22 protein-coding genes are annotated in these 22,452 nt (G+C 34.4%); 8 read left to right on the forward strand and 14 right to left on the reverse strand.

From position 1 onward, the window contains the following. The first annotated feature begins 8 nt into the window (after positions 1-8). Together AC1Q7L_RS09050 and AC1Q7L_RS09055 are read left to right on the forward strand one after the other, a co-directional pair. Positions 9-881, forward strand: a complete 873-nt coding sequence (locus AC1Q7L_RS09050) for a phosphatidate cytidylyltransferase (RefSeq protein ID WP_492305145.1) — start codon at positions 9-11, stop codon at positions 879-881. A 4-nt stretch (positions 882-885) separates the two neighbouring features. Then, positions 886-1,539 carry a phosphatidylserine decarboxylase family protein gene (locus AC1Q7L_RS09055; RefSeq protein WP_492305146.1) on the forward strand — a complete coding sequence of 218 codons (654 nt, stop codon included), beginning with the start codon at positions 886-888 and terminating at the stop codon, positions 1,537-1,539. Positions 1,540-1,773: 234 nt separating this feature from the next. Here AC1Q7L_RS09055 and AC1Q7L_RS09060 read toward each other — a convergent pair whose 3' ends face one another. The 4 genes from AC1Q7L_RS09060 to AC1Q7L_RS09075 form a co-directional block, all read right to left on the reverse strand. Then, complete coding sequence (locus AC1Q7L_RS09060; protein WP_492305147.1) at positions 1,774-2,124, reverse strand: DUF1801 domain-containing protein; 351 nt, start codon at positions 2,122-2,124, stop codon at positions 1,774-1,776. 91 nt (positions 2,125-2,215) lie between these two features. Then, positions 2,216-4,054, reverse strand: a complete 1,839-nt coding sequence (locus tag AC1Q7L_RS09065; protein WP_492305148.1) for an ABC transporter ATP-binding protein — start codon at positions 4,052-4,054, stop codon at positions 2,216-2,218. A 178-nt stretch (positions 4,055-4,232) separates the two neighbouring features. Then, positions 4,233-5,153: a M28 family peptidase gene (locus tag AC1Q7L_RS09070; protein WP_492305149.1), complete on the reverse strand. Its 921-nt coding sequence runs from the start codon at positions 5,151-5,153 to the stop codon at positions 4,233-4,235. A gap of 233 nt (positions 5,154-5,386) precedes the next feature. Beyond that, on the reverse strand, positions 5,387-5,776 hold the full coding sequence (locus AC1Q7L_RS09075) for a DUF4293 family protein (RefSeq protein WP_492305150.1): 390 nt from the start codon (positions 5,774-5,776) through the stop codon (positions 5,387-5,389). 144 nt (positions 5,777-5,920) lie between these two features. Here AC1Q7L_RS09075 and rho point away from each other — a divergent pair, with 144 nt between their 5' ends. Continuing rightward, positions 5,921-7,840 carry a transcription termination factor Rho gene (rho, locus tag AC1Q7L_RS09080; RefSeq protein WP_492305151.1) on the forward strand — a complete coding sequence of 640 codons (1,920 nt, stop codon included), beginning with the start codon at positions 5,921-5,923 and terminating at the stop codon, positions 7,838-7,840. 201 nt (positions 7,841-8,041) lie between these two features. Beyond that, on the forward strand, positions 8,042-8,638 hold the full coding sequence (locus tag AC1Q7L_RS09085; protein ID WP_492305152.1) for a superoxide dismutase: 597 nt from the start codon (positions 8,042-8,044) through the stop codon (positions 8,636-8,638). Positions 8,639-8,827: 189 nt separating this feature from the next. On the opposite strand, the gene AC1Q7L_RS09090 is transcribed toward AC1Q7L_RS09085, so the two are convergent. After that, positions 8,828-10,018, reverse strand: coding sequence for an endonuclease/exonuclease/phosphatase family protein (locus tag AC1Q7L_RS09090; RefSeq protein WP_492305153.1), 1,191 nt, complete (start codon positions 10,016-10,018; stop codon positions 8,828-8,830). A gap of 239 nt (positions 10,019-10,257) precedes the next feature. On the opposite strand from AC1Q7L_RS09090, the gene AC1Q7L_RS09095 reads away from it, so the two are divergent. Both AC1Q7L_RS09095 and AC1Q7L_RS09100 read left to right on the forward strand, forming a co-directional pair. After that, the gene (locus AC1Q7L_RS09095; protein WP_492305154.1) at positions 10,258-13,125 is read left to right on the forward strand and encodes a carboxypeptidase regulatory-like domain-containing protein; all 2,868 of its coding nucleotides are present in this window, start codon (positions 10,258-10,260) and stop codon (positions 13,123-13,125) included. Positions 13,126-13,160: 35 nt separating this feature from the next. Then, the gene (locus tag AC1Q7L_RS09100; protein ID WP_492305155.1) at positions 13,161-14,471 is read left to right on the forward strand and encodes a M949_1556 family lipoprotein; all 1,311 of its coding nucleotides are present in this window, start codon (positions 13,161-13,163) and stop codon (positions 14,469-14,471) included. A 52-nt stretch (positions 14,472-14,523) separates the two neighbouring features. Here AC1Q7L_RS09100 and AC1Q7L_RS09105 read toward each other — a convergent pair whose 3' ends face one another. The 6 genes from AC1Q7L_RS09105 to AC1Q7L_RS09130 all read right to left on the reverse strand — a co-directional run bounded on the left by AC1Q7L_RS09105 (position 14,524) and on the right by AC1Q7L_RS09130 (position 18,741). Continuing rightward, positions 14,524-14,928, reverse strand: coding sequence for a DUF6896 domain-containing protein (locus AC1Q7L_RS09105; RefSeq protein ID WP_410691478.1), 405 nt, complete (start codon positions 14,926-14,928; stop codon positions 14,524-14,526). Positions 14,929-14,996: 68 nt separating this feature from the next. Then, positions 14,997-15,467 (reverse strand): DUF6702 family protein, encoded by a 471-nt coding sequence (locus tag AC1Q7L_RS09110; RefSeq protein ID WP_492305156.1) that lies wholly within the window; start codon positions 15,465-15,467, stop codon positions 14,997-14,999. Between the two features lie 58 nt (positions 15,468-15,525). After that, a complete protein-coding gene (locus tag AC1Q7L_RS09115; protein WP_157886111.1) occupies positions 15,526-16,278 on the reverse strand; it encodes an LOG family protein in 753 nt (250 codons plus the stop codon). 8 nt (positions 16,279-16,286) lie between these two features. Continuing rightward, positions 16,287-17,000, reverse strand: coding sequence for a nucleotidyltransferase family protein (locus tag AC1Q7L_RS09120; RefSeq protein ID WP_410691476.1), 714 nt, complete (start codon positions 16,998-17,000; stop codon positions 16,287-16,289). 97 nt (positions 17,001-17,097) lie between these two features. Further along, positions 17,098-17,508 (reverse strand): RapZ C-terminal domain-containing protein, encoded by a 411-nt coding sequence (locus tag AC1Q7L_RS09125; RefSeq protein ID WP_492305157.1) that lies wholly within the window; start codon positions 17,506-17,508, stop codon positions 17,098-17,100. Positions 17,509-17,721: 213 nt separating this feature from the next. Then, positions 17,722-18,741, reverse strand: coding sequence for an aminoglycoside phosphotransferase family protein (locus AC1Q7L_RS09130; RefSeq protein WP_492305158.1), 1,020 nt, complete (start codon positions 18,739-18,741; stop codon positions 17,722-17,724). A 50-nt stretch (positions 18,742-18,791) separates the two neighbouring features. Between AC1Q7L_RS09130 and xrtF the strand changes: the two genes are divergently transcribed. After that, positions 18,792-19,322 carry an exosortase family protein XrtF gene (gene xrtF, locus AC1Q7L_RS09135; RefSeq protein ID WP_492305159.1) on the forward strand — a complete coding sequence of 177 codons (531 nt, stop codon included), beginning with the start codon at positions 18,792-18,794 and terminating at the stop codon, positions 19,320-19,322. After that, a complete protein-coding gene (locus tag AC1Q7L_RS09140) occupies positions 19,309-19,746 on the forward strand; it encodes an exosortase F system-associated membrane protein (RefSeq protein ID WP_492305160.1) in 438 nt (145 codons plus the stop codon). Before xrtF ends, AC1Q7L_RS09140 begins: the two co-directional genes overlap by 14 nt. A 135-nt stretch (positions 19,747-19,881) precedes the next feature. Here AC1Q7L_RS09140 and AC1Q7L_RS09145 read toward each other — a convergent pair whose 3' ends face one another. The 3 genes from AC1Q7L_RS09145 to AC1Q7L_RS09155 are packed head-to-tail and all read right to left on the reverse strand — an operon-like array spanning position 19,882 to position 22,391. Then, positions 19,882-20,880, reverse strand: coding sequence for a cation diffusion facilitator family transporter (locus AC1Q7L_RS09145; protein ID WP_492305161.1), 999 nt, complete (start codon positions 20,878-20,880; stop codon positions 19,882-19,884). A gap of 54 nt (positions 20,881-20,934) precedes the next feature. Further along, complete coding sequence (locus tag AC1Q7L_RS09150; RefSeq protein ID WP_410691469.1) at positions 20,935-21,927, reverse strand: aspartate-semialdehyde dehydrogenase; 993 nt, start codon at positions 21,925-21,927, stop codon at positions 20,935-20,937. A 32-nt stretch (positions 21,928-21,959) separates the two neighbouring features. Then, complete coding sequence (locus AC1Q7L_RS09155) at positions 21,960-22,391, reverse strand: hypothetical protein (protein ID WP_492305162.1); 432 nt, start codon at positions 22,389-22,391, stop codon at positions 21,960-21,962. Between the last annotated feature and the right edge of the window lie 61 nt (positions 22,392-22,452).

Below are 22,452 nucleotides of genomic sequence, written 5' to 3' on the forward strand. Positions count from 1 at the left end.
TTTAAATCTTGGACAAAAATCTTATTCAAAGAACGCTCTCGGGAATTGTTTATGTTGCAGTTATTATTCTTTGTACGACTCCGTTGGGAGCGCAACTGATCAACAGTATTTCTCCGGACCTCGTTAAACAACAATATTTATATTACGGTTTGATCACTTTTCTAATGGTTGTAGGATCATGGGAATGTGTAAAGCTTATGAAATTTGGAAAAGGATATGAAAAATGGGTGGTATTTCCTGTCATTTTGGTTATTTTTTACATGTTTTCTAAAAGATATTTCTATCACGACTTCTATTTTAATTTCAGACTGAGCGAAATATTGGCTCTTTCATTGATTTTAATAGCTGTTATTACTTTATTCAAATATGCCAACGAATTGTATTTCGATAGCGGAAAACTGATTTTTACAGTCATTTACGTAGCTCTTCCGTTTAGTTTTGCACTAGGCTTACCAAAGTTCTCGACTTATGATAATACGTTCTCTTTAGAAGTTCTTTTCTTATTTGTTCTGATATGGAGCAGCGATACTTTTGCGTACTTAACAGGGAAGTTCTTCGGAAAACATAAAATGGCTCCCAAAATCTCTCCTAAAAAGACTTGGGAAGGATATATTGGTGGAGTAGTATTAACTTTAGTTTTATCATACTTCATAGAACATTACCAACCAGAACTTCGCGGAAACTGGATGATTGTTGGGTTCTTGGTGGCTGCATTTGCACCATTAGGAGATTTGGTAGAAAGCCAATTGAAAAGAAATTTCGGTGTAAAAGACAGCGGAAACATCCTTCCGGGGCATGGTGGCGTATTAGATAGGCTGGATAGTTTTTTAATTTGCGCGCCTGTCGTATATTTGTACTTTATTTTAGAAAAATTTATTTAATCTCATGAAATTACATAAGGAGTCAAAAGGAACGATCACAGTAGCAACGATACTATTTATTATTATTAGTGTGTTGGCTATTTATTTTCTTAAAATGTGGTCGCTGCTGATCATTATGCCATTATTGATTGTTTACAGTCTGGTATTTTGGTTCTTCAGAGTTCCGGAACGTGACATTTTGGAACACAGAGAGAACATTATTGCTCCTGTTGACGGGAAAGTAGTAATGATCAAAGAAGTAGACGAAGACGAGTTTATCAAAGGAAAGGCTATTCAGGTTTCTATCTTTATGTCACCTTTGAATGTGCATATCTGTAGATATCCGGTTTCAGGAAAAGTGATCTACAAAAAATATCACCCGGGAAAATATCTTGTTGCATGGCACGAAAAATCTTCTACAGAAAATGAAAGAACAACCGTTGCTGTTGAAAGTATGACAAATCATAAAGTGGTTTTCAGACAGATCGCAGGATATGTTGCCAGAAGAATTGTTTTCTATTGTAATGAAGGAGATCAGGCGAAAGCTGGACATGAGTTCGGTTTCATCAAATTCGGTTCAAGAATGGATGTTTTCTTGCCGTTAGATACAGAAATCATCTGCAAGATCGGAGACATCACAAAAGGTGGATTGGATGTGATCGCAAGAATGAAAGATTAAGATTTAATCAAAAATATATGTAAGACTGTTTCGAAAGGAGCGGTCTTTTTTTTGTTTAAACACAAATGACACGAATGCTTTTCACAAATGAACACGAATATTAAAATAAATTTTAACCGCAATATTTTCATCAATAGGAACGGGCTTTAGCCCGTTTAAAAATTAAATCAAAAATCAATTGGCTTTAGCCAAAACTTAATAACACAAAGTAGATTAAGCCCTAAACCCTGAATCCTAAGCCCTAATATACTGTTTAACTTCATCAATCAAGCTTAAAATCAACTCCACAGGTAAATCCTCTTCTATATCAATCAAAAGGATTTTAAACTTTTTTCTGCCTTCCTGAATCAATTCCGAATGCTCAAGTCTGTCACCATGATAAAAACTTACATAATGTTTCTTATGCTTTTTGCTGTAATACAAATAGCACAGCATTTTCTTTTTAAACTTAAAAAATGGAAGCCCGAAACTCAATGTTTCAGTAATATTTTCCGTGTCAGATTCTAATATCTTTTGTCTTAAAAAAAGAAGAGTACTTCTTTCAGGCTCTTTAATTCTGTAGAAGTACTCTTGTATTGGGTTCATTTAAAAATTTTATTTTTACTTGGTTGGAAGATTAATCGTATCACGTTACCAAACTCCGAGCTTCTCACTTCCAGCTTCCAGCCTTTGTATTTTAATCAAAATTCTGAAGCTCAACAAGTTTGTGATAAACACCTCTTTGTGCGATAAGCTCGTGGTGACTTCCTTGTTCTACGATGTCGCCTTTTTCCATCACTACAATCCAGTCAGCTTTTTGAATGGTTGAGAGTCTGTGTGCAATAACTAAAGAAGTTCTGTTTTCCATCATTTTTTCTAAAGCATCTTGAACAAATTTTTCAGATTCAGTATCCAAAGCTGAAGTTGCTTCATCCAGGATCATAATTGGAGGGTTTTTAAGAACCGCTCTGGCGATAGAAACTCTTTGTTTTTGACCTCCGGAAAGCTTTCCTCCATCGTCTCCAATATTGGTATCGTAACCATTTGGAAGCTGCGTGATGAAAGCGTCTGCGTTGGCAATCTTAGCTGCATTAATTACTTCTTCTTTCGTTGCATCCGGCTTACCCATTAAAATATTATTGAAAACAGAATCATTGAATAATACTGATTCCTGAGTTACCATTCCCAACAATTTTCTGTATTCCTGTAATTTTAAATGTTTAATGCTGACACCATCAATTAAGATTTCACCTTCAGAAACATCATAGAATCTTGCTAAAAGATTGGCAATGGTCGTTTTTCCACTTCCACTTTGTCCAACCAAAGCAACCGTTTTTCCTTTCGGAATCGTTAAATTGAAATTTTTAAGAATTAAATTATCTTTATCATAATAGAATCCGATGTCTTTAAACTCGATATTTTGTTGAAGCGTAGTAATTGAAACAGGCTCTGCTACTTCTTCGATCTTCACATCTGCATCCAGAATTTCCAATACTCTTTTAAGAGAAGCTTCTCCTTTCTGAACGTTAGAAATAGACGTTGATAAACTTTTCACAGGAGGTAAAATCTGGAAGAAAATCCCTAAAAACACAAGGAAATCAGCTGGTGAAATACTTTGCTCTACAATAATTTGTTTTCCTCCGTACCAAGCAATGATTAAGAACGTAATTGATCCTAAAAATTCGCTCATTGGCGATGCCAATTCTTTTTTTCTGCCTAATCTTATCGAGCTGGATATCCATTTTTGCATTGACTGCATAAAACGATTATCCATTATTTTTTCAGCATTAAAAATCTTAATGACTTTTGATGATTTTAAGGTTTCATCTACAATGGAAAATATGTTTCCCATCTCGTTTTGGGCTTCGTGTGAGTCTTTTTTAAGGCTTTTTCCAACCAAAGCGATCATTGTTCCCATTACAGGTAAAACCAATAAGGAGAAAAGAGTCATTTCTGTACTTAAGAAAAATAAAGTAACCAGCGTACTGATTAGCATAAATGGAGCATTAATAAGCTCAACTAAACTTCCTAAAATATTACCTTCAACTTCACCTACATCATTAGACATACGCGACATAAGGTCTCCTTTTCTGCTTTCTGTAAAAAATGAAACGGGTAAAGAAAGTATTTTGCGGTACATGGCACCACGAAGATCTTTGGTAACACCGACACGATAATTAATTAATAAAAACGATCCCAAATATCGAAATACGTTTCTCAATAAAAAGGTAAAAGCCGTAATGACACACAACCATGCAAGTACTGTCAGCGCACCATGATCCGTAACTAAGCTTTGTACATAATAATTAGAATATTCTTTTAAATAAGTGAAAAGATCTAAGATGTCTCCTGAATAGACTGGAGCAGATTCGTATTTCTCAGGCTTTATCGTGCCAAAAAGCATTCCCAAAACCGGTAAAATAGTTCCTAAAGAAGCTATTTGAAATACAGAATATAATATGTTGAAAAATAAACTTCCGTAGATATATTTTTGGTGCGGCCTCGCGAACTTTAGTATTTTTTTATATTCGTTCATTCAATGAAAAATTGGATAGCAAAATTAATTAAAATATAATGATAAGACGTTCTAAATCCTATTTTACTTTAAGTAATATGTCCCAATAGAATCTTTTTTGTTACAGCGCGATTTTGTTAAAATCTATATTTAAAAGAAAGAGTGCTACTTTTATAAGGTAACACTCTTTTATTTTTTATTAAAACTTTACTTTATCGTTGTATTTTGGTGCGAAATTCTTAGGACTCAATTTTTCCAAAGTCTTCCCGAAATTATTGATTATTTGACCCATATTATCAAAATCAACTATGTTTACATCATCATTCACTTGGTGATAATGTTTAATTTTCGTCATATCAGCTGTTGAGATTGAATGAGCGATAATTTTCTTCTTAACAAAGTTCACATTATCTGATCTGTAAAATAGTTGCTCTGAAGCGTAAGGATCAGCGTTAATTTTTAATCCGTTTACTGCATTTTTATTGAAAAGTTCATCAAGATCCGAAAATTCATCACCCGTCATGAAAACTGCATTTTTCCCGAATTGAGATTCTGTAGCTACCATTTCAAAATTGAAAAGAGCGTATAAATTATTGTAAATTTTATCTAAATTTTTATCATCAGCGATTGCTGTAGAACCTAACATTCCTTTTTCTTCACCATTAAATGTCATGAAAACCATAGAGAATTCAGGCTTTTTATTTTTGAAATAATCTGAAATTCCAACTAAAGTTGTGATTCCGCTTGCATCGTCATCTGCTCCGTTATAGATGTTATCTCCACTTTTATTGTTCATTCCAATATGATCGAAATGTCCTGAGAAACCTAAATATTTATCTGTTTTTCCTTTTTGAACACCGCAAACATTATAAACAGTTTTTCCTTTATAAGTAAATGGAACCAGATAAGAATTTCCTGTACAGTATTCTAAATTATTTTCTTTGAAAAGCTTTGCGATATAATTTGCTGCGTTTTCATTTTCAGGAGTTCCGATTTCACGGCCTTTCATTTCGTCTGATGCCAACGTTGAAATTATGGTATTTATTCTTTCCTTAGAAACTTCCTGCGCGAAAGTAAATGCTGAGAAAAGGGATAGAGTAAGATAAGCTAGTTTTTTCATGAATGATAAATTTTAATAATCTGTCGCAATTTAAAATAAAATGTTGCAATAAGTTGTATAAATTTTGATTCCCACAGATTTCACAGATTTACACAGATGTTTATGCATATTTTTATTTATTAAACTTAAAAATTATACGCAATCATCTGTGTAAATCTGTGAAATCCGTGGGAGAAAAAACAAAAAACAGCTCCTAAAAAGAAGCTGTTATACTCAAAAAATCGTTGTTTCGGTTATCGAAGTCTGTCTACAGATTTCACGAGCCTCTCATCTTTGCGGATATAAATGTTTGCAATAAGCAGACAGATAATCGCTATCAAAGGAAAAATCGGCTCAATACCCTTCTCAGGAAGTTGAAGTCCTCCGGGTAAGTTTAGTATCCAGTACGCCAATACACCAATCAACAAAACGTTTATAATGATGCTGATATGATTCAGCAAAATTTGTCTTTTTCTGTTTTTAAAGCTGAATACACTTAGTAATCCAACCAAAACAAGTACCACACTACCAATATTTATCACAGGAATAGTACCGAAAACGGCAACATCTTGTCCTGTAACGAACAGAAACACAGCAGCTAAAACTGCCAGAAAAACCCATATAGTCTGTATTCTTTGTAGCATTGAATATTTAATTCTAGGCAAAAGTAGCATAAATTTTGCACAATTCAAAAATAAGTGTAGATTTGCATTATACAATGTACTTGAAAACAATAGTCACCGGACTTACTTTTCTTACTCACAATTAATTACATTTTTACATTAAATATGTTTAACATAGAAACGTTAAGGTCAAAATCCGTAACGGAACTGACTAAAATCTTAAAGGATTTGGGCGTTAAAGTTGCAAGAAACAGCAATGAGAATGATAAAATCTTTGCAGTTCTTGATTTTCAGGCTTCTAACCCTAAAGTTGCAAAAGATTATTTCAACGCCACAGAAAGCAGTATGAATACTGAAGAAAATCCGCCAGAGAAAGAAGCGAAAGCTCCTGTAAAAAAGGCTGCTCCGAAAAGGACGCCAAAACCTAAGCCTGAGGCAAAAGCTCCGGTAGAAACAAAACCAAAAGAAGAAGAAAAAGCTGTTGAAGTTGAAAAAGAAATTGTTTCCGAAGAAGTAAAACCTCAAGCTCCAAAAGCTGAAACTGCAAATGATGATGCAGCAGCAAAGGCAGAAGCAGCAAGGAAAAAAAGAAAAAGGCTTCCTACAAATACAAGCAATGTAGAAAGTCCTGTTCAGGAAAAACCTCAAGCTCCTAAAAACACAGAACCTCAGGAATCTGCTCCACCAGCAGAAGAAAAGCCTAGCAACCCTCAACAACAACCGCAGGCAAGACCTCAAAAAGGACAAAACCATCCACAAAACAGTGGAAATCAACATAAAAACCAAAACCCGAATCAAGGTCAGAGCTCAAATCAAAATCCTAATCAGGGACAGGCTCAAAATCCTAACCAAGGGCAAAACCAGAATCAAAACCAAAACCAGCATTCGAATCAGAACCCTAATCAAAATCAAAACAGGAATTCTGACAGAAACGAAGATCATCAGGAACATCATAGAAAGGAGTTCAACTTTGATGGAATGGTTAGTATTGAAGGGGTTTTAGAAATATTACCGGATAACTACGGATTTTTACGTTCTTCAGATTTTAGCTATATTTCTTCTCCGGATGACGTATATGTTTCTACTGCACAGATCAGAAATTTCGGATTGAAAACTGGGGATACAGTAAGAGGTATTGTAAGGCTTCCAAAAGAAGGTGAAAAATACTTTTCTTTATTAAAACCGGTAGAAGTTAACGGACGTGATCTTGCATTTATCAAAGATCGTGTTGCTTTTGAATATTTAACTCCACTTTTCCCTGAAGAAAAATTTAACCTGGCAGGAGATAACTCTACAATGTCTACAAGAATTGTTGACTTATTCGCGCCAATCGGGAAAGGACAGAGAGCAATGATCGTTGCACAGCCGAAAACCGGTAAAACAATGTTGTTGAAAGATATTGCAAATTCTATCGCATCCAATCACCCTGAAGTATATATGATGGTTCTTTTGATCGACGAACGTCCTGAAGAAGTTACCGATATGGAAAGAAGTGTAAATGCGGAAGTTATCGCATCTACATTTGATGAAGCGGCAGATAAGCACGTAAAAGTGGCCAACCTTGTTTTAGCGAAAGCTCAGAGAATGGTTGAATGCGGACACGATGTTGTGATTTTATTAGACTCAATTACAAGATTAGCGAGAGCTTACAATACCGTAACGCCTGCTTCGGGTAAAGTTCTTTCTGGAGGTGTTGATGCGAATGCTCTTCACAAGCCGAAAAGATTCTTCGGAGCGGCAAGAAAAATTGAAGGTGGTGGATCTTTAACGATCATCGCAACAGCTCTTATTGATACAGGTTCTAAAATGGATGAAGTTATTTTTGAAGAATTCAAAGGTACCGGAAACATGGAACTTCAATTAGACAGAAAAATTGCAAACAGAAGGATTTATCCTGCTATTGATTTAATTTCTTCCAGTACAAGAAGAGATGATCTATTGTTAGATGAGGTTACTTCCCAGAGAATGTGGATCTTCAGAAAATATCTTTCTGAAATGAATCCTATTGAAGCAATGGAATTTGTAAATAAAAACATCAGAGGAACTTTGAATAACGAAGAGTTCTTGATGTCCATGAATAAATAATTTAATTTAATATTGTTAAATGAGAAGCACAGGTTTTATATCTGTGCTTTTTGTTTTGATTTTTTCTAAACTTAATTTTTTTAATTAAAAGTATTATAGAATCTACTGTATCAATGTTAAAGATTTATTAAAATAATCCCCAATTTTTGATAATCGGTCATTTATTGGCTAACTTTGAATTATAACATTAAAAATAAAATTATGTCATTTGAATTACCAAAATTAGGATATGCTTACGATGCATTAGAGCCAACTATTGATGCAAAAACTATGGAGATTCACCATACAAAACATCACCAAGCATATATCGACAATTTAAATAAAGCAATTGAAGGTACAGAATTAGCTAGAAAAACGATCGAAGAGATCTGCCAGACTGGAACTGATAAGCCTGCAGTAAGAAACAATGGTGGAGGTCACTTCAACCACTCTTTATTCTGGGAAATTTTAACTCCAGGAGGAAGCAATGAGCCTGTAGGAAACGTAAAAGCTGCTATCGAAACTTACGGTGGTCTTGAAAAATTCAAAACTGATTTTTCTGAAGCTGCTAAAACAAGATTCGGTTCTGGATGGGCTTGGTTAGTTAAAAATGCTGACGGTTCTGTTTCAGTTTCTTCAACTCCAAACCAAGATAATCCATTAATGCCAGTTGCAGACGTTAAAGGAACTCCAGTTTTAGGACTTGACGTTTGGGAGCACGCTTATTATTTAAACTACCAAAACAGAAGACCTGATTATGTTTCAGCGTTTTTCTCTGTTGTAAATTGGGATAAAGTTGAGGAATTATTCAACAAATAATCTTCAGACGATATAAAAATTAAAGGTTCAGAATTTTCTGAACCTTTTTTATTGTCTTGTAACTTTCCTGATCACTTTTAGGATCGGTTTATGATAAAAAATTAAAAGTAGTATGAATACTATTAGAATTAAATTTTTCATACACATAAAGTTACACAAAAAAAGCACCCGACTCGAGTGCTTTATATTTTATGGTTCTTTTTGAAGAATGACAAATGCCGGAAAGTGGTCACTATAGCCTCCTGTAAACTGATCCCCATTCCAGGATCTGAAAGGATAACCTTTATAATTTCCTTCTTTATTAACTAAATATGCCGGAGCATAAATTTCAGCCTTGAAAACAGAATAATCTTTAGTTACCTGATCAGAAATCAAGTTCTTAGAAACAATAATCTGATCAAACAAGTTTGGTGCATCCTGATAAGCCAAAGAAGCAACTCCTTTTTTGTATAAAGGATACATTAAGTTAAGATAAGGATTTGCATCACTTAAATCTTTCGGACTTGCCTGAGCTTTTAAATGAGTTTTTAAACTTGAACTCACAGGATCATCATTAAAATCTCCCATTGCGAAAAGTTTTGTCGTAGGATCTGTGGTTCTTATACTGTCCATCTGTTGTTTCAGTAAGGCTGCAGCTGCATTTCTTTTTGGTAAAGAAATCGCTTCACCACCTCTTCTTGAAGGCCAGTGATTCATAAAGAATGCTACTTTTTCATTGTCAAGGAAGCCTGTTACTACCAAAATATCTCTTGTATATTCTCTTTTTCCGTCGTCTCCGTACACTTTCAATTCTTTTTTAAGAGAATTTGTCACCGTAAATCTTCTTTTTTGATAGATCAAGGCAACATCAATTCCTCTGTAGTCATAAGAGTTGTAATGAATAATTCCGTAATCGAATTTTGCCAAAGCCGGTTCTTTAATTAAGTCCTGAATAACCTGTCTGTTTTCAACTTCAATCAAGCCAACAACTGCCGGAGCTGTTTTCGTATATTGTGAACCAAGTTCTGAAATTACTTTAGCTTCATTAGCCAATTTCGCTTTGTAAATTTTAGTATTGTAATTTTTACCACTGCTTGGTGTAAATTCTTCAGATCCACTTTGGTATCTTACTGCTTTTTTTCCTTTTAGAGAACTGTCGCTCCAATTTCCGTCATATTTTTCAGCTTCTAAAAATTTAATAGAATCTAAAGGAATACTTCTGTGAAAAGCCGGATTTTTTATGTCTTTTGTGCCATCTATATAATCTGCGGAACGGATCGTGTCCCAAAGGTTTTCTACATTTAAAAAGCCTATTGCGGCTACTTTTCTTAATTTACCTTGCTGTTGTGCAAAAGTCATTACCGTACAAATCACGGCAATAAAACTTAAAAATTTTCTCATTTAATATTAAAATTAATTAATCGACAAATTTACTTTTTTTTAACTCTTTCAGTTTTAATTATTTGTAAATTTATAATAATTTAATGAAGAGCTACTCGTTTTTATCTTAAAAGCTTGCAATGTTAAGAAAAAATAATGTTAAAAAAATTGTTAATTATAAATTTTGACTAAATTTGTGCCCCCAAGTTTTAACCTATTGATAATTAAGGTAAAAAGTATTTAAAAAAAATAATATACTCATGATTAAAAAACTATCATTAGTCTCTTTATTTACTTTACTTCCCGCTTCATTCTATTTTGCGCAGACTACTGTATTTGCGTATCTTAAAGATGCTGATGGGAAGCCCATTGAAAGGGCAGAAGTAGATCTTAAAGGGAACGACAATGATGTAACGGCCGATAAAATTGGATATTTCCAGTTTGTTGATTTGCAGCCGGGGCATTACCAAATTATGATTGCGAAACCGAATTACGAAACAAAAGTAATGGAGTTTGACGTAACCAGTGACGAGAAAAGAAAGGATTTAGGAGCAATTACTCTTTATCCGACCCTTACAAACGCGGATCAGGGATTGGCAATTATAGACAGCGATGATGATGACGATAGCAGCAACAGCCAGGCTTCTACAGTAGGTTTGCTACAGTCTTCTCAGGATGTTTTCAGCAGAATCGCGGCATTTGATTTAGGATTTTACTGGTTCCGTCCGAGAGGAATTGACGGAAGATCGGGAGAATCTATGTTGAATGGTGTTTCTATGGTTAAATCTGATAACGGTAATGTTGATTTTGGAAACTGGGGCGGTCTTAACGAGATCACAAGATACCCTGAAATTTCAGCAAATCATTCACCATCAGAATATGCATTCGGTGGAAACAGCTCGGTTATTTATAAAAATACGAAGGCTAGTGAGTATAGAAAAGGATTCCAGTTCACTCAATCTTTAACGAACAGAAATTACAGAAACAGAACATCTCTTAGATATACCTCAGGAATGAGCAAAAAAGGATGGGCGTTTACAGTAATGGGAGCCAGAAGATGGGCAGAAGAAGGAATTCAGGAAGGAACATTCTATGATGCTTACGGCGCGTACGTTGGTATTGAGAAAAAATTCAGTGATAAACATACGATAACATTTAATGCTATTGGTGCACCTTATAGAAGATCTACAGCGAGTCCTAGTACTCAGGAGGTTTATGATTACAGAGGTGTACATTATAATTCTTATTGGGGATATCAGAATGGCGAACAGAGAAGTGAGAGAGTAAGAAAAGGTTTTCAGCCTTTATTCCAACTTCAGGATTTCTGGAAAATCAATAAAAAATCAAGTCTTTGGACGTCTGTTTCTTATCAGTTCGGAAAAGACAAAGGTTCTCGTTTAGATTGGCAGAATGTACAAAATCCATCGCCAACTTATTATAGAAACTTACCAAGTTATTATGATTCTTTGGATCCTAATGCTTCTGTTTTAGGCCCAAATGGTGTTACAACGACGTCTCAGGATGCTTACCAGACTTCATTGGCAGGTTGGCAATCGGGAGATCCAAATGTTACTCAATTAAACTGGGACAGACTTTACAGAAGAAATATGCAGCAGCCTATTGACAATTATTATGGTCAAACAGGAAAAAGAGCGTTGTATTATCTTGTAAATGATGTAAGTGATGATAAAATTTGGAATGCTGCAACGCATTTTATTCACAATTTTAATGATACTACTAAATTCTTATTAAACGTATCTTATCAAAACTATCGTTCTGAACAATACAGAGAAGTAAATGATCTTTTAGGTGCTGATTTTGTACTGAACAAAGATCCGTTTGCAGCAACAAACCAACCAGGGAAATCTGGTCTGTATAACGAAGGAGAAGAAAATGTAACGAAAAAAGTAGGTGATAGAATGACTTACGATTACATTTTCAGAAGACAGGAAGTAAAAGTAAATCCGGGATTGAAATTTTCTACAGGCAAGTTTGATGTATTTATTTCTGCGATGGCAGGATATTCTACTTCAAACAGGGAAGGATTATTCAATCATTATTTATACAAAGATTCTAAAGGAAAAGGAGCAGATTACAACTTCTGGACGTATGGAATGAAAGGGCAGGCTGTCTATAAAGTGAATGGTAGAAACTTCATTGTATACAACGGAGCATATTATTCTCAGGCGCCTTTCTTGGAAGATTTATTCATTAACCCTAGGGTAAACGGATCTACTGCCCCAAATGTTAAGAATATGGTTGTGAATGCTAATGACCTTAGTTATGTGATCTCTACACCTTTCTTAAAAATGAGATTAACAGGTTTCTTAGTAGACACAAACAACGAAACTACGGTACAGAGATTCTTTGCTGATGGTATTCCTTTGGAAAGCGTAGATGCAGATGGTAACCAAACCAATGTGCAGAGTGCTTTTGTAACTCAGGTGATGACTGATGTTAAGAAAAGAAATATGGGAGTAGAATTAGGATTTGATGTTAAAGTTATTCCTACTTTATCTTTACAGGGATTAGCTAGTTACGGGCAGTATACTTACAAAAATGATCCGATGACTTACTTTGCATCTGATGCAGCAGGAGTTTTCGCGAATGGACTTTCTTACACAAGTGTAGGTAAATCTTATATTAAAAACTATCGTCAGGGAGGAACTCCTCAGCAGGCATTCTCACTAGGTTTCCGTTATAACAACCCTAAATATTGGTGGGTTGGTGCTAACTGGAATTATTTTGATGATAATTATCTTGATCCATCTTCATTGGTGAGAACAGAATCGTTTACTCAAAACAGTACGTCTTCTACACCGTTTTACGGTTTATCAGAATCTGATCTTAGAAGAGTTTTAGAACCGAATAAATTACCATCTTCATTCTTTTTCAATGCTAACGCAGGGAAATCTTGGGTGATCGGTAAATATTATGTTTTGATTTCTGCATCTGTTAATAATATTTTAGATAACAAAAGATATATTACAGGAGGTTTCGAACAAACAAGAAATGCTAAGTATCCTACTTTCTCTCAGGATCTTGACAGAGAATTCTCATTGTTTGCTCCGAAATACTGGTACACTCAGGGAAGATCATATTTTGTGAATTTACAGTTTAGATTTTAAGAAAAATACGAATAACTACTTTAAAAATTATTAAAATGAACATAAAGAAATATTTTAATTTAGTAACAGGAGTTGCATTTGCCGCAATTTCTATTACATCTTGTGTGCAAAAAGATGAGTGGGATACACCACCAATAAAATGTGAGAATAAATTTGCTGCGACCACTATGACAATGGCAGCTTTTAAAGCACAGGCACCAGCTACAGGATATATTTTAATTAATACAGATCAAATCTTCGACGGTTATGTAGTTTCTTCTGACGAAAACGGAAATTTCTACAAAACAATTTCATTCCAGGATAAGCCTGAAAACCCTACGGTAGGTCTTCAGATTGAGGTTGACAGAGCGAGTAACTATGCAGATTTTCCTGTAGGAGCGCACATCAGAATCAACGCTAAAGGTCTTAGACTAGGTACAGACAGAGGAGCGGTGAAAATTGGTTCAGTAGATCCAAGTTTTGATATCGGAAGAATTCCGGGATCTTTAGTTAGTAGATACGTTTCAGGAGTTTGTACAGGAAATGGTCTTGATATTGCTCCAATGAAGCCTTTGGAATTGGCAACTCTTAAAATTGCTCAGGACGAAAAATACATCAACATGTTGGTAAAAGTTCCGAATGTGCAGTTTGCTGCAGGAGAAATAGGTAAGAAATATCTAAACTATGTTGCAGGAGCAGGAGTTGATACAGATAGAAATATCGTGGATCAAGCTGGAAATGCTACAATAATCAGAAACTCTGGTTTTGCTAGTTTCGGTTCTTCTTTAGTACCTGAAGGAAAAGGTGATCTTACTTTCGTTGTAAGCCGTTACAATACTTCTTGGCAAATGCTTATAAGAAGTACTAAAGATGTAAACTTTGGAGGGAAAAGGTTCTTCTTTGAAGGTTTTGATGGTGTTCTTTCAGATAACTGGGATGCAGTGAGTGTTACAGGAGCTCAGATTTGGAATATCCAACAGTTTGGAAATCCTAAACCTTGTGTTGTAATGAATGGTTTTGCTACCGTTAATAACGCTAATGAAGACTGGTTGATTTCTAAGCCAATTTCATTACTAGGATTTACTTCTGCTTCATTATCTTTTGAAACGGATGTAAGATATGCAGGAAACCCTATTGAAGTTTTTGTAACAGATAATTACAGTGGTAACCCTACTACAACTACTTGGACACCTTTATCAGCGATTTTAGATCCTAATAATACGGCATTCAATACTTGGACGTATTCAGGTGATATCAGCTTAAATGCTTTTGCAAACAAAAATGTTCGTATAGCATTTAAATATACTTCTACAACAACAGCTGCTGCAACTTGGGAGCTTGATAACGTAAGAGTAGTCGGTAACTAATAAAAACATAAATACCAAATATAAAAAAACCGCCGAAAGGCGGTTTTTTGTTTCAAGAAATATATCTATAAACCTGTAATACAACTCGGTCACTTATTTCCCATGAGATAAAGTTCTTTTCAATAAGTTTATATAATTCTAACTCCAAATGCTTATCGGTTAATTCTTCACTTTTATATTGTGGATGCGATGTTATAAATTGTTTAAAATCCCATAATGTGAAAATTATATTATTGCTGGGCGAATAATCATAATGACATTCTACATTGTCTTTTTCTAAACTGCATCCACTTCCATGAAACCAATAAGTATAGTCTTTTATTTTACCTCGTTTTCCGTAAGGATGATCCATTCCAGGCATAATTCTTTGGTCATAAGATAATTGATATTCTGATCGAATTAAATCCTCAAAAGTTTTGATAAATTTTATATAATCTAAAAGTATATTTTCTATCATAAAATAAAAATACAACAAAAAACCACTGCAAAAAACAGTGGTCTATTATTTAAATTAAATTTTTTCTTTTAAAAAGAAACTTCATTCACTTCTTTTCCTCGTTGGAAGTTCATTGTTTTCTGACTTCCTTTATAAGCAATATTAACCAGGTTAATCTGCTTTGGAAAAGCGCTTAAAAGTATTGTATTTTTAATTTTCATGGTACTTATGTCTGAAACTCCGCTGGTTTCAAAATATACCCAAACTGTTTCTCCGCTTACCTGGCTACCGGTGAAGGTAATCGTCTTTGGAGAACCATTAACGTACACGTCAAAGTTATTATTTACATATTTCTTTACTTCTGCTTCAAACCCAGCTGTGTTAGGATTTATCTTTATGGCATCCGAAATATGGTTCGTATTCATCTTTGTGGTAAACTTCAACGTCTTGCTTCCATCAATATAATCAACTTTAGTCATTGAAGAGAAAAAGTCTACATTCATGAAACTCATTAACACAAAAAATGTTAATATTCCTGATATATATAAAAGTTTTTTCATTCTAATTAATAGATTTACAATCATGCTTGTAGTTTATAGTTCACAAATAATATGCCAATTAAAAATTTACGTTCACAGAATACTTATCGTAAAACGCTTTGATATGTGCAACAGCTTCGTCAGCCGTGTCTACCACTCTGTAAAGATCAAGATCATCTTCTGCAATCATTTTTTCTTTTAACAAAGTTGCTTTAAACCAATCCAGTAATCCGCCCCAAAATTCAGATCCAACCAAAACGATTGGGAATTTCCCTATTTTGTTGGTTTGAATTAACGTCATTGCTTCCGTAAGCTCGTCCAAGGTACCGAATCCTCCCGGCATTACGACAAAACCTTGAGAATATTTTACAAACATTACTTTTCTTACGAAGAAGTAATCAAAATTCATAGAATAGGATTTGTTGATGTAAGGATTGAAATGCTGCTCAAAAGGCAGATCAATATTTAAACCGATCGATTTTCCTTTAGCATTAAAAGCTCCCTTATTTCCGGCTTCCATAATTCCGGGACCGCCTCCGGTGATGATTCCGAAACCTATTTTTGTAATTTTCTCGGCAATTTCTACGGCCATTTCGTAATATTTACTTTCAGGCTTTAGTCTTGCAGAACCAAAAATAGAAACGCATGGACCGATTTTAGCCAGTTTTTCATAACCGTCCACAAATTCTGCCATGACTTTGAAAACCATCCAGCTATCCTTGGTAATGATCTCATCCCAAGCTTTTTGCTTTAAACTATTGTGAAGTTTTGTTTCGTTAATATCAAGTTCCGGATTTACTAAACTTTCATCCCTCGTGCCATCAAGTTCCATCATGAAGATTATTTAAAATGTTTTTCGGCTTCTATTACAGATTCTGGTCTTCCTACATCTATCAGGATGCTGTCGTGTACAAAACCGTGTATTTTTTCGGTCTGCATCAGATCCAGATACTCTTCCATAACAGAAAATTTGCCTGTTCTTATTATTTTATTAAAAATGATCGGGTTGATGCAATGTACACCGCTAAAAGCCAAAGCCTTGAATCCTTTATTAAATTCCGCAAGCCTTTGTTCGCCGGTTTGTACATTGAGCCAGCCTCTTAAAACCAATTCATCATTGAAAAGCAGTTTTCTTGAACTTTCCCTATCCGAAACAGCTAAAGTAGCAAAATCTTTTATCTTTTTGTGGTATTTAACCATATCCGTGATATTGATGTTGGTTAAAATATCAGCATTCATGATTAAAAAATCTTCCCCATGATCAAGGAATCTTCTAGCAAAAATCAAACCACCGCCGGTTTCCAGCAATTCATTAGCTTCATCCGAAACTTCAATGTTACAGTTGAAATTATTGTTTTTCTTTAAAAACTCAACAATCTGATCTCCAAAATGATGGACATTAATGACAAAATCATTGATCCCGAAACTTTTTAAATAGTTAATATTTCTCTCTAAAAGCGGAATGCCATTCACCTTAGCCAAAGCCTTTGGATGATGATCTGTAAAAGGTTTCAGACGGGTACCTTTTCCTGCTGCAAAAATTAAAGCCTTCATATTTTATGGGTAATGAGTAATTGGTAATGAGTAATGATGATGAATATATAAATAATAAATTAACAAATTTAAAATATTACCTATTGCACATTACTTATTACTTATGATTCAGTTGGTGTTGTTCGTCATGATGAAGGCTGATCTCAACTTTTTCACCATATTTTTCTTCAATAAAATGAGCAATTTTTATCGCTGAATATACCGATCTGTGCTGTCCGCCAGTGCATCCGAAATTGATCTGCAGGTTTTCAAAACCTCTTGACAGATAGTTATCTATGTTGATGGATACAATGCTTTTTATTAACTCTAAAAATTGAGGCATTTCCGTTTTTGTTTCAAGATATTCCTGAACACCGATGTCGTTTCCTGTCTGGATTTTATATTCTTCAACTCTTCCAGGATTCAAGATTCCTCTGCAGTCGAAAGTAAAACCACCTCCGTTTCCTGATTCGTCTTTAGGAATTCCTCCTTTTTTGTATGAAAAACTGTGGATGTCTATGTGTAGCATTTCTTTTATATTTAATTATTGTGGCTTTTAATTTGAACCATTCAGCTCATTGTTTATTTTCATTTCTTCAGTCACTTTTGTCATTCCGTAGGAATCTAAACTTATTTTTTTGTTTAAAGGGATCCTTCGACTTCGCTCAGGATGACATCGCTAATACTAATTGTTTAAATGAGCATAATTTTAACAGTGTCAGTCTGGGCGAAGTCAAAGACTTTAAGTTTTCAAAATCTCCTCAATTTTCAACTTAGTTTTCTCCAAACTCAACTGTTGTATTACTTTTTCAAGCTCAGGATAATCTTTCATATTTTCCCAGGTTTGGGTAAATTCTGTGATGTTTTCAATTCCTTTTTCAATGCTTGCAATGAAATGTTGTTTCCTCTGAATCAATCCTCTAAAACCGTAAGCTCCCAAAACCTGCAAGAATCTCATCAACTGAATTGGTTTAACCGAGTTTTTTAGTTGAAGTTGAATTTCTTTATTTTCAAATTGTTGAATGTAGAATTCAAGCATTTCATTTTTAAACTCTTCAGGAAAATTAGCTTTAGCCTGAAACAGAAAAGAAATAACATCATACATCAGCGGACCTTTCATTGCAGACTGATAATCGATAAATGAAACATCATTATTTTCATTCACCATAATATTTCTAGCCTGAAAATCACGGATCATCAATCCTTTTGGTTCAAGATTTTCGATGAGGTTGACAATCTTTTTAAATTCTTTCAGTAGAGTAGACTTGTGATATTCCAACTCAAGAACATCGGCCACGAAGTTTTTAAAATAATATAAATCGTGGATTACGGGAAGTTCATCATAACTTTCATATTCAAAAGTTTGGTTGAAATCTATTTTCCCCTGAGTCTGAATTTGAAGCTGAAAAAGTTTTTCCAACGTCTGTTTCACCAAAGATTTTACATTCTCGGATAAACCTTCTTTTGAAATAATTTCAGAAAGTGTATTTCCGCCCAAAAACTCCTGAATATATATTTTCCGGTCATCAGAAATGGCGAAAATAGTTGGAGTATTAAGGTTTAATTGAGAAAATATCTCTGAAAAATAAAAAAAACTTTCATTCTCCGGAAGATTTTCATTGTAAGTAATAATGTACTTTTTGGTATCGGATGCTGCCACGAAATTTACCCTCGCAGAACCGCTTTGAGCCAAAGTGATGAACTCAGAAGATTTTTTACCGATATAGTTTTCAAAAAATCGTTTTGCGTTTTCGGAAGTCATAATATGGAAACAAATATACTAAATATCAGTTGATTTTTTATCTTTGCGATATGCTAAAGGATTTTAAACCAGTTTTAAGCATTTTATTGCGTTTCATCATCATCTATCTGGTGTTGCTTTTTGGGTATCAGTTTTATCTGAATGGTTTTCAAGGAAAGGGTCTCGATTCTTTTTCAAAAATGATCGCTGATCAGGTGATGTATGTTCAGAATTCCATGGGTTATCCCACAAAATTATATGATGATATTGCAGGCGAATCTGTTTGGTTTCATGTAAAAACGGGTTATGCGACAAAGATGGTGGAGGGGTGCAATGCCGTTTCTGTGATGATCTTGTTTGTGTCTTTTATCTTTGCTTTTTATAAAGGTTTCATGACATTTGTTTTTGCGTTAATCGGTCTTTTATTGCTTCATGTTATGAATGTCCTGAGGATTGCAGGTCTGAATATTGTATTTACAGATTATAAAGAATACGGAAAAATGGCACATGACTATTTTTTTCCGGCTGTGATTTACGGAACTGTGGTTCTGCTTTGGCTTGTTTGGATTAAATTCTTTGCTTTAAAAAATGAAAATTCTTAGTTGGTTTCTTGTCATAATAGGAGTGTGCGGACTTATAGGTGTGAGAGCGCTTGAGGATAAGATCTTCTATGATCCTTTTCTCAACTATTTTCATGAAGCGAATAAAAACATTCCCTTTCCTGATTTTGAGTGGGGGAAATTAATTATCGGGCATCTTTTCAGATTTATTTTAAACTTATTTTTTTCTTGTGTAATCATTCATTTTATATTTAAAAATAAAGAATGGACGATGCAGGGAGCTTTATTAATAACGATAATTTTCGCAATTACTTTCCCGATTTATTTGTATTGTATTTCTGACAGGTTTGAAATCGGTTATCTGTTTTCTTTTTATATGAGAAGATTTGTGATTCAGCCTTTGATTTTGTTGTTGATTATTCCGTTGTTTTATTATCGGAAGCAAATGGGGAAAGCGAGTTATTAAACACAAATTTCCACTGATATTCTTTACGAATGACACAGTTTTTTCATCAATAGGAACGGGCTTTAGCCCGTTTAAACAAAATAATCTTATCAATTGGCTTTAGCCAAAACCTAAAAATATTTATGTAAAACTAAATTATTGTACGGTATGTTTAACCTCTCTAGTGACATTCTCGGCCGTCCATTCCACTCTTTTTACAAATTCTCTTTCACGAACAGGACAGTCTGCGATCTGACAAACTGGACATGAAATCGTTCTACAATCATCCATGTGAAAATTAAACTCTACGGTACGTTTCGTATTTTTAGCTAAAAGAATAATCACGTTTTCCATTTCCTTGTGCGCATCACGAAGGGTGTAATACCAAGGAAGCGTAATATGAGCATCAATATGTAGGGAAGCTCCGAATTGCTGGATTTTCATATTGTGAACATCAATCCATTCAATTTTTCTATTATTTTCAAGAACTTTAACGATTTGGTTTAAAAGGTCGGGATCTTGTTCATCCATAATTCCGCTTAAAGATTTACGGACGATTTTGTATCCTACAAAAATGATGTAAAGTCCAAAAATTAAAGCCACGGCAGAATCTATCCAATAAATTTTAGTGAAATAAACAATCACTAAACTTATGACAACCCCCAATGTTGTAATCGTATCAGATTGAAGATGTTTTCCGGAAGAAATAAGAACTAATGAGTTTTCACTTTCTCCTTTTTTAATGGAAATATAGCCGAGAAAATAGTTAACGATTGCTGTTGCGGCAATAATCCAGATTCCCCAATCAAGTTTATTTAATATTTTACCTGTAATCAAACTATTTGCCCCTTCATAGATGATCATGATGCCCGCAATGGCAATTAAAGCACCTTCGATTCCCGATGTTACGAATTCTACTTTTCCGTGGCCGTAAGGGTGGTCTTCGTCTTTCGGTTTTGCGGCAAGATGTAAAGAGTAAAGCCCCATAAATGCGCTGATGACATTCACGATACTTTCCATCGCATCAGAAAATACGGCATCGGAATTTGTAAGTTTCCATGCAACGAGTTTTCCAATGAATAAAATAACTCCAAAAGCAGCGATCCATTTTTGAAAGCCTATTTTATCTTTATTGATATTCTTCTGAACGTTCATAAGTTTGATAAAAAAAAGAATCTCAATTTTGAGACTCTTTTTTATTTTGTTAGTTTATACTAAGTTGTTTGCTACCAGGTATTCTGCGATCTGTACTGCGTTGGTTGCAGCTCCTTTTCGCAGATTGTCTGCTACAATCCAGAGATTCAGCGTTTTGGGCTGGGAGAGGTCTCGTCTGATTCTTCCGACAAAAACTTCGTCTTTCCCTTCTGAATATAATGGCATTGGATATTCGTTGTTTTTAACATTATCCATTACAATTACTCCCGGAGTTTCAGCTAAAATCTTTCTTACTTCATCAAGTTCGAATTCGTTTTCAAACTCGATGTTTACACTTTCAGAATGTCCTCCCTGAACCGGAACTCTTACTGCCGTTGCTGTTAAATTAAAGGTATCATCACCTAAAATTTTCTTAGGCTCTTTCATTAATTTAATTTCTTCCTTCGTATAATCATCATCAGAAAAAACATCACAATGAGGAAGCGCGTTTTTAAAAATCTGATAAGGATATACTTTTGCAACAGAGTCGTCTCCGTTTATTTCTCCGTTTAATTGATCTACAGCAGCTTTTCCAGTTCCTGTTACAGATTGGTAGGTAGAAACAATTACTCTTTTTAAATCATACTTTTTGTTTAATGGACCTAAAACCATCACCAACTGAATTGTAGAACAGTTTGGATTTGCAATGATTTTATCTTCCTTTGTCAATACATTTGCATTGATCTCGGGAACCACTAATTTTTTATCAGGATCCATTCTCCAAGCTGAAGAATTATCGATCACTGTAATGCCTGCTTCTGCAAATTTCGGTGCATATTCAAGAGATGTTGAACCTCCAGCCGAGAAAATTGCGATATCAGGTTTGGCAGCTATAGCGTCGTCGATGCTTACGATAGTGTAATCTACCTGTTTATACTTCACCTGTTTACCAATAGATCTTTCCGAAGCTACCGGAATTAATTCTGTTACAGGGAAATTTCTCTCTTCGAGAACTTTAAGCATCACTTGTCCAACCATTCCTGTTGAACCTACTACAGCTACTTTCATTGTTTGATTAAAAAATTTAAATTAATATATAATTAAGCTCCAAAGACTCTTGTCCATGGAAATGCGAATGCAAATAAACCAACTGCAATTAATCCCATAATTACAATTTTCAAAGAAATAGTATCGCTAGATTTTACTTTTTTGTTGATAATTGTCATTAATACTGCTGCAATTAGCATAGAAAAAGGATGTTCTACATATTGAAATCTCTGTGCTGAGTTTTTCATTATTTCTCCCATGTTTGCTCCTGCTGAGAAAAATGTAATAAGCATAATAATTCCCAATAAAAATTGAACGTGAAAGAAAATCATTGTGAAAAGGGTAGTCTTCTTTAAAAATTTATTTACTTTCCCGCTGAAACCAAACATGGTAGCTAAAAGTGCAATAATAAATAATGTTACTAATAGAAGCTCTAAATACCCAAATCCCTTGTGGGCACTCAATAAAATCTTGTAAAAATCCATAATCCTATTTTTTCTTTTTTTCTAGTCACAAATATAGCAAAAATCCCGGCGATAAGCCGGG

This window comes from Chryseobacterium sp. GW823-FHT05E08 (genome assembly GCF_058795655.1).

Bases quoted from the DNA above. Each gene is read 5' to 3' on its own strand.
- AC1Q7L_RS09055 (WP_492305146.1), top strand. From the start codon at position 886: ATGAAATTACATAAGGAGTCAAAAGGAACGATCACAGTAGCAACGATA.
- AC1Q7L_RS09060 (WP_492305147.1), bottom strand. From the start codon at position 2,124: ATGAACCCAATACAAGAGTACTTCTACAGAATTAAAGAGCCTGAAAGA.
- AC1Q7L_RS09065 (WP_492305148.1), bottom strand. From the start codon at position 4,054: ATGAACGAATATAAAAAAATACTAAAGTTCGCGAGGCCGCACCAAAAA.
- AC1Q7L_RS09070 (WP_492305149.1), bottom strand. From the start codon at position 5,153: ATGAAAAAACTAGCTTATCTTACTCTATCCCTTTTCTCAGCATTTACT.
- AC1Q7L_RS09075 (WP_492305150.1), bottom strand. From the start codon at position 5,776: ATGCTACAAAGAATACAGACTATATGGGTTTTTCTGGCAGTTTTAGCT.
- rho (WP_492305151.1), top strand. From the start codon at position 5,921: ATGTTTAACATAGAAACGTTAAGGTCAAAATCCGTAACGGAACTGACT.
- AC1Q7L_RS09085 (WP_492305152.1), top strand. From the start codon at position 8,042: ATGTCATTTGAATTACCAAAATTAGGATATGCTTACGATGCATTAGAG.
- AC1Q7L_RS09090 (WP_492305153.1), bottom strand. From the start codon at position 10,018: ATGAGAAAATTTTTAAGTTTTATTGCCGTGATTTGTACGGTAATGACT.
- AC1Q7L_RS09095 (WP_492305154.1), top strand. From the start codon at position 10,258: ATGATTAAAAAACTATCATTAGTCTCTTTATTTACTTTACTTCCCGCT.
- AC1Q7L_RS09100 (WP_492305155.1), top strand. From the start codon at position 13,161: ATGAACATAAAGAAATATTTTAATTTAGTAACAGGAGTTGCATTTGCC.
- AC1Q7L_RS09105 (WP_410691478.1), bottom strand. From the start codon at position 14,928: ATGATAGAAAATATACTTTTAGATTATATAAAATTTATCAAAACTTTT.
- AC1Q7L_RS09110 (WP_492305156.1), bottom strand. From the start codon at position 15,467: ATGAAAAAACTTTTATATATATCAGGAATATTAACATTTTTTGTGTTA.
- AC1Q7L_RS09115 (WP_157886111.1), bottom strand. From the start codon at position 16,278: ATGGAACTTGATGGCACGAGGGATGAAAGTTTAGTAAATCCGGAACTT.
- AC1Q7L_RS09120 (WP_410691476.1), bottom strand. From the start codon at position 17,000: ATGAAGGCTTTAATTTTTGCAGCAGGAAAAGGTACCCGTCTGAAACCT.
- AC1Q7L_RS09125 (WP_492305157.1), bottom strand. From the start codon at position 17,508: ATGCTACACATAGACATCCACAGTTTTTCATACAAAAAAGGAGGAATT.
- AC1Q7L_RS09130 (WP_492305158.1), bottom strand. From the start codon at position 18,741: ATGACTTCCGAAAACGCAAAACGATTTTTTGAAAACTATATCGGTAAA.
- xrtF (WP_492305159.1), top strand. From the start codon at position 18,792: ATGCTAAAGGATTTTAAACCAGTTTTAAGCATTTTATTGCGTTTCATC.
- AC1Q7L_RS09140 (WP_492305160.1), top strand. From the start codon at position 19,309: ATGAAAATTCTTAGTTGGTTTCTTGTCATAATAGGAGTGTGCGGACTT.
- AC1Q7L_RS09145 (WP_492305161.1), bottom strand. From the start codon at position 20,880: ATGAACGTTCAGAAGAATATCAATAAAGATAAAATAGGCTTTCAAAAA.
- AC1Q7L_RS09150 (WP_410691469.1), bottom strand. From the start codon at position 21,927: ATGAAAGTAGCTGTAGTAGGTTCAACAGGAATGGTTGGACAAGTGATG.
- AC1Q7L_RS09155 (WP_492305162.1), bottom strand. From the start codon at position 22,391: ATGGATTTTTACAAGATTTTATTGAGTGCCCACAAGGGATTTGGGTAT.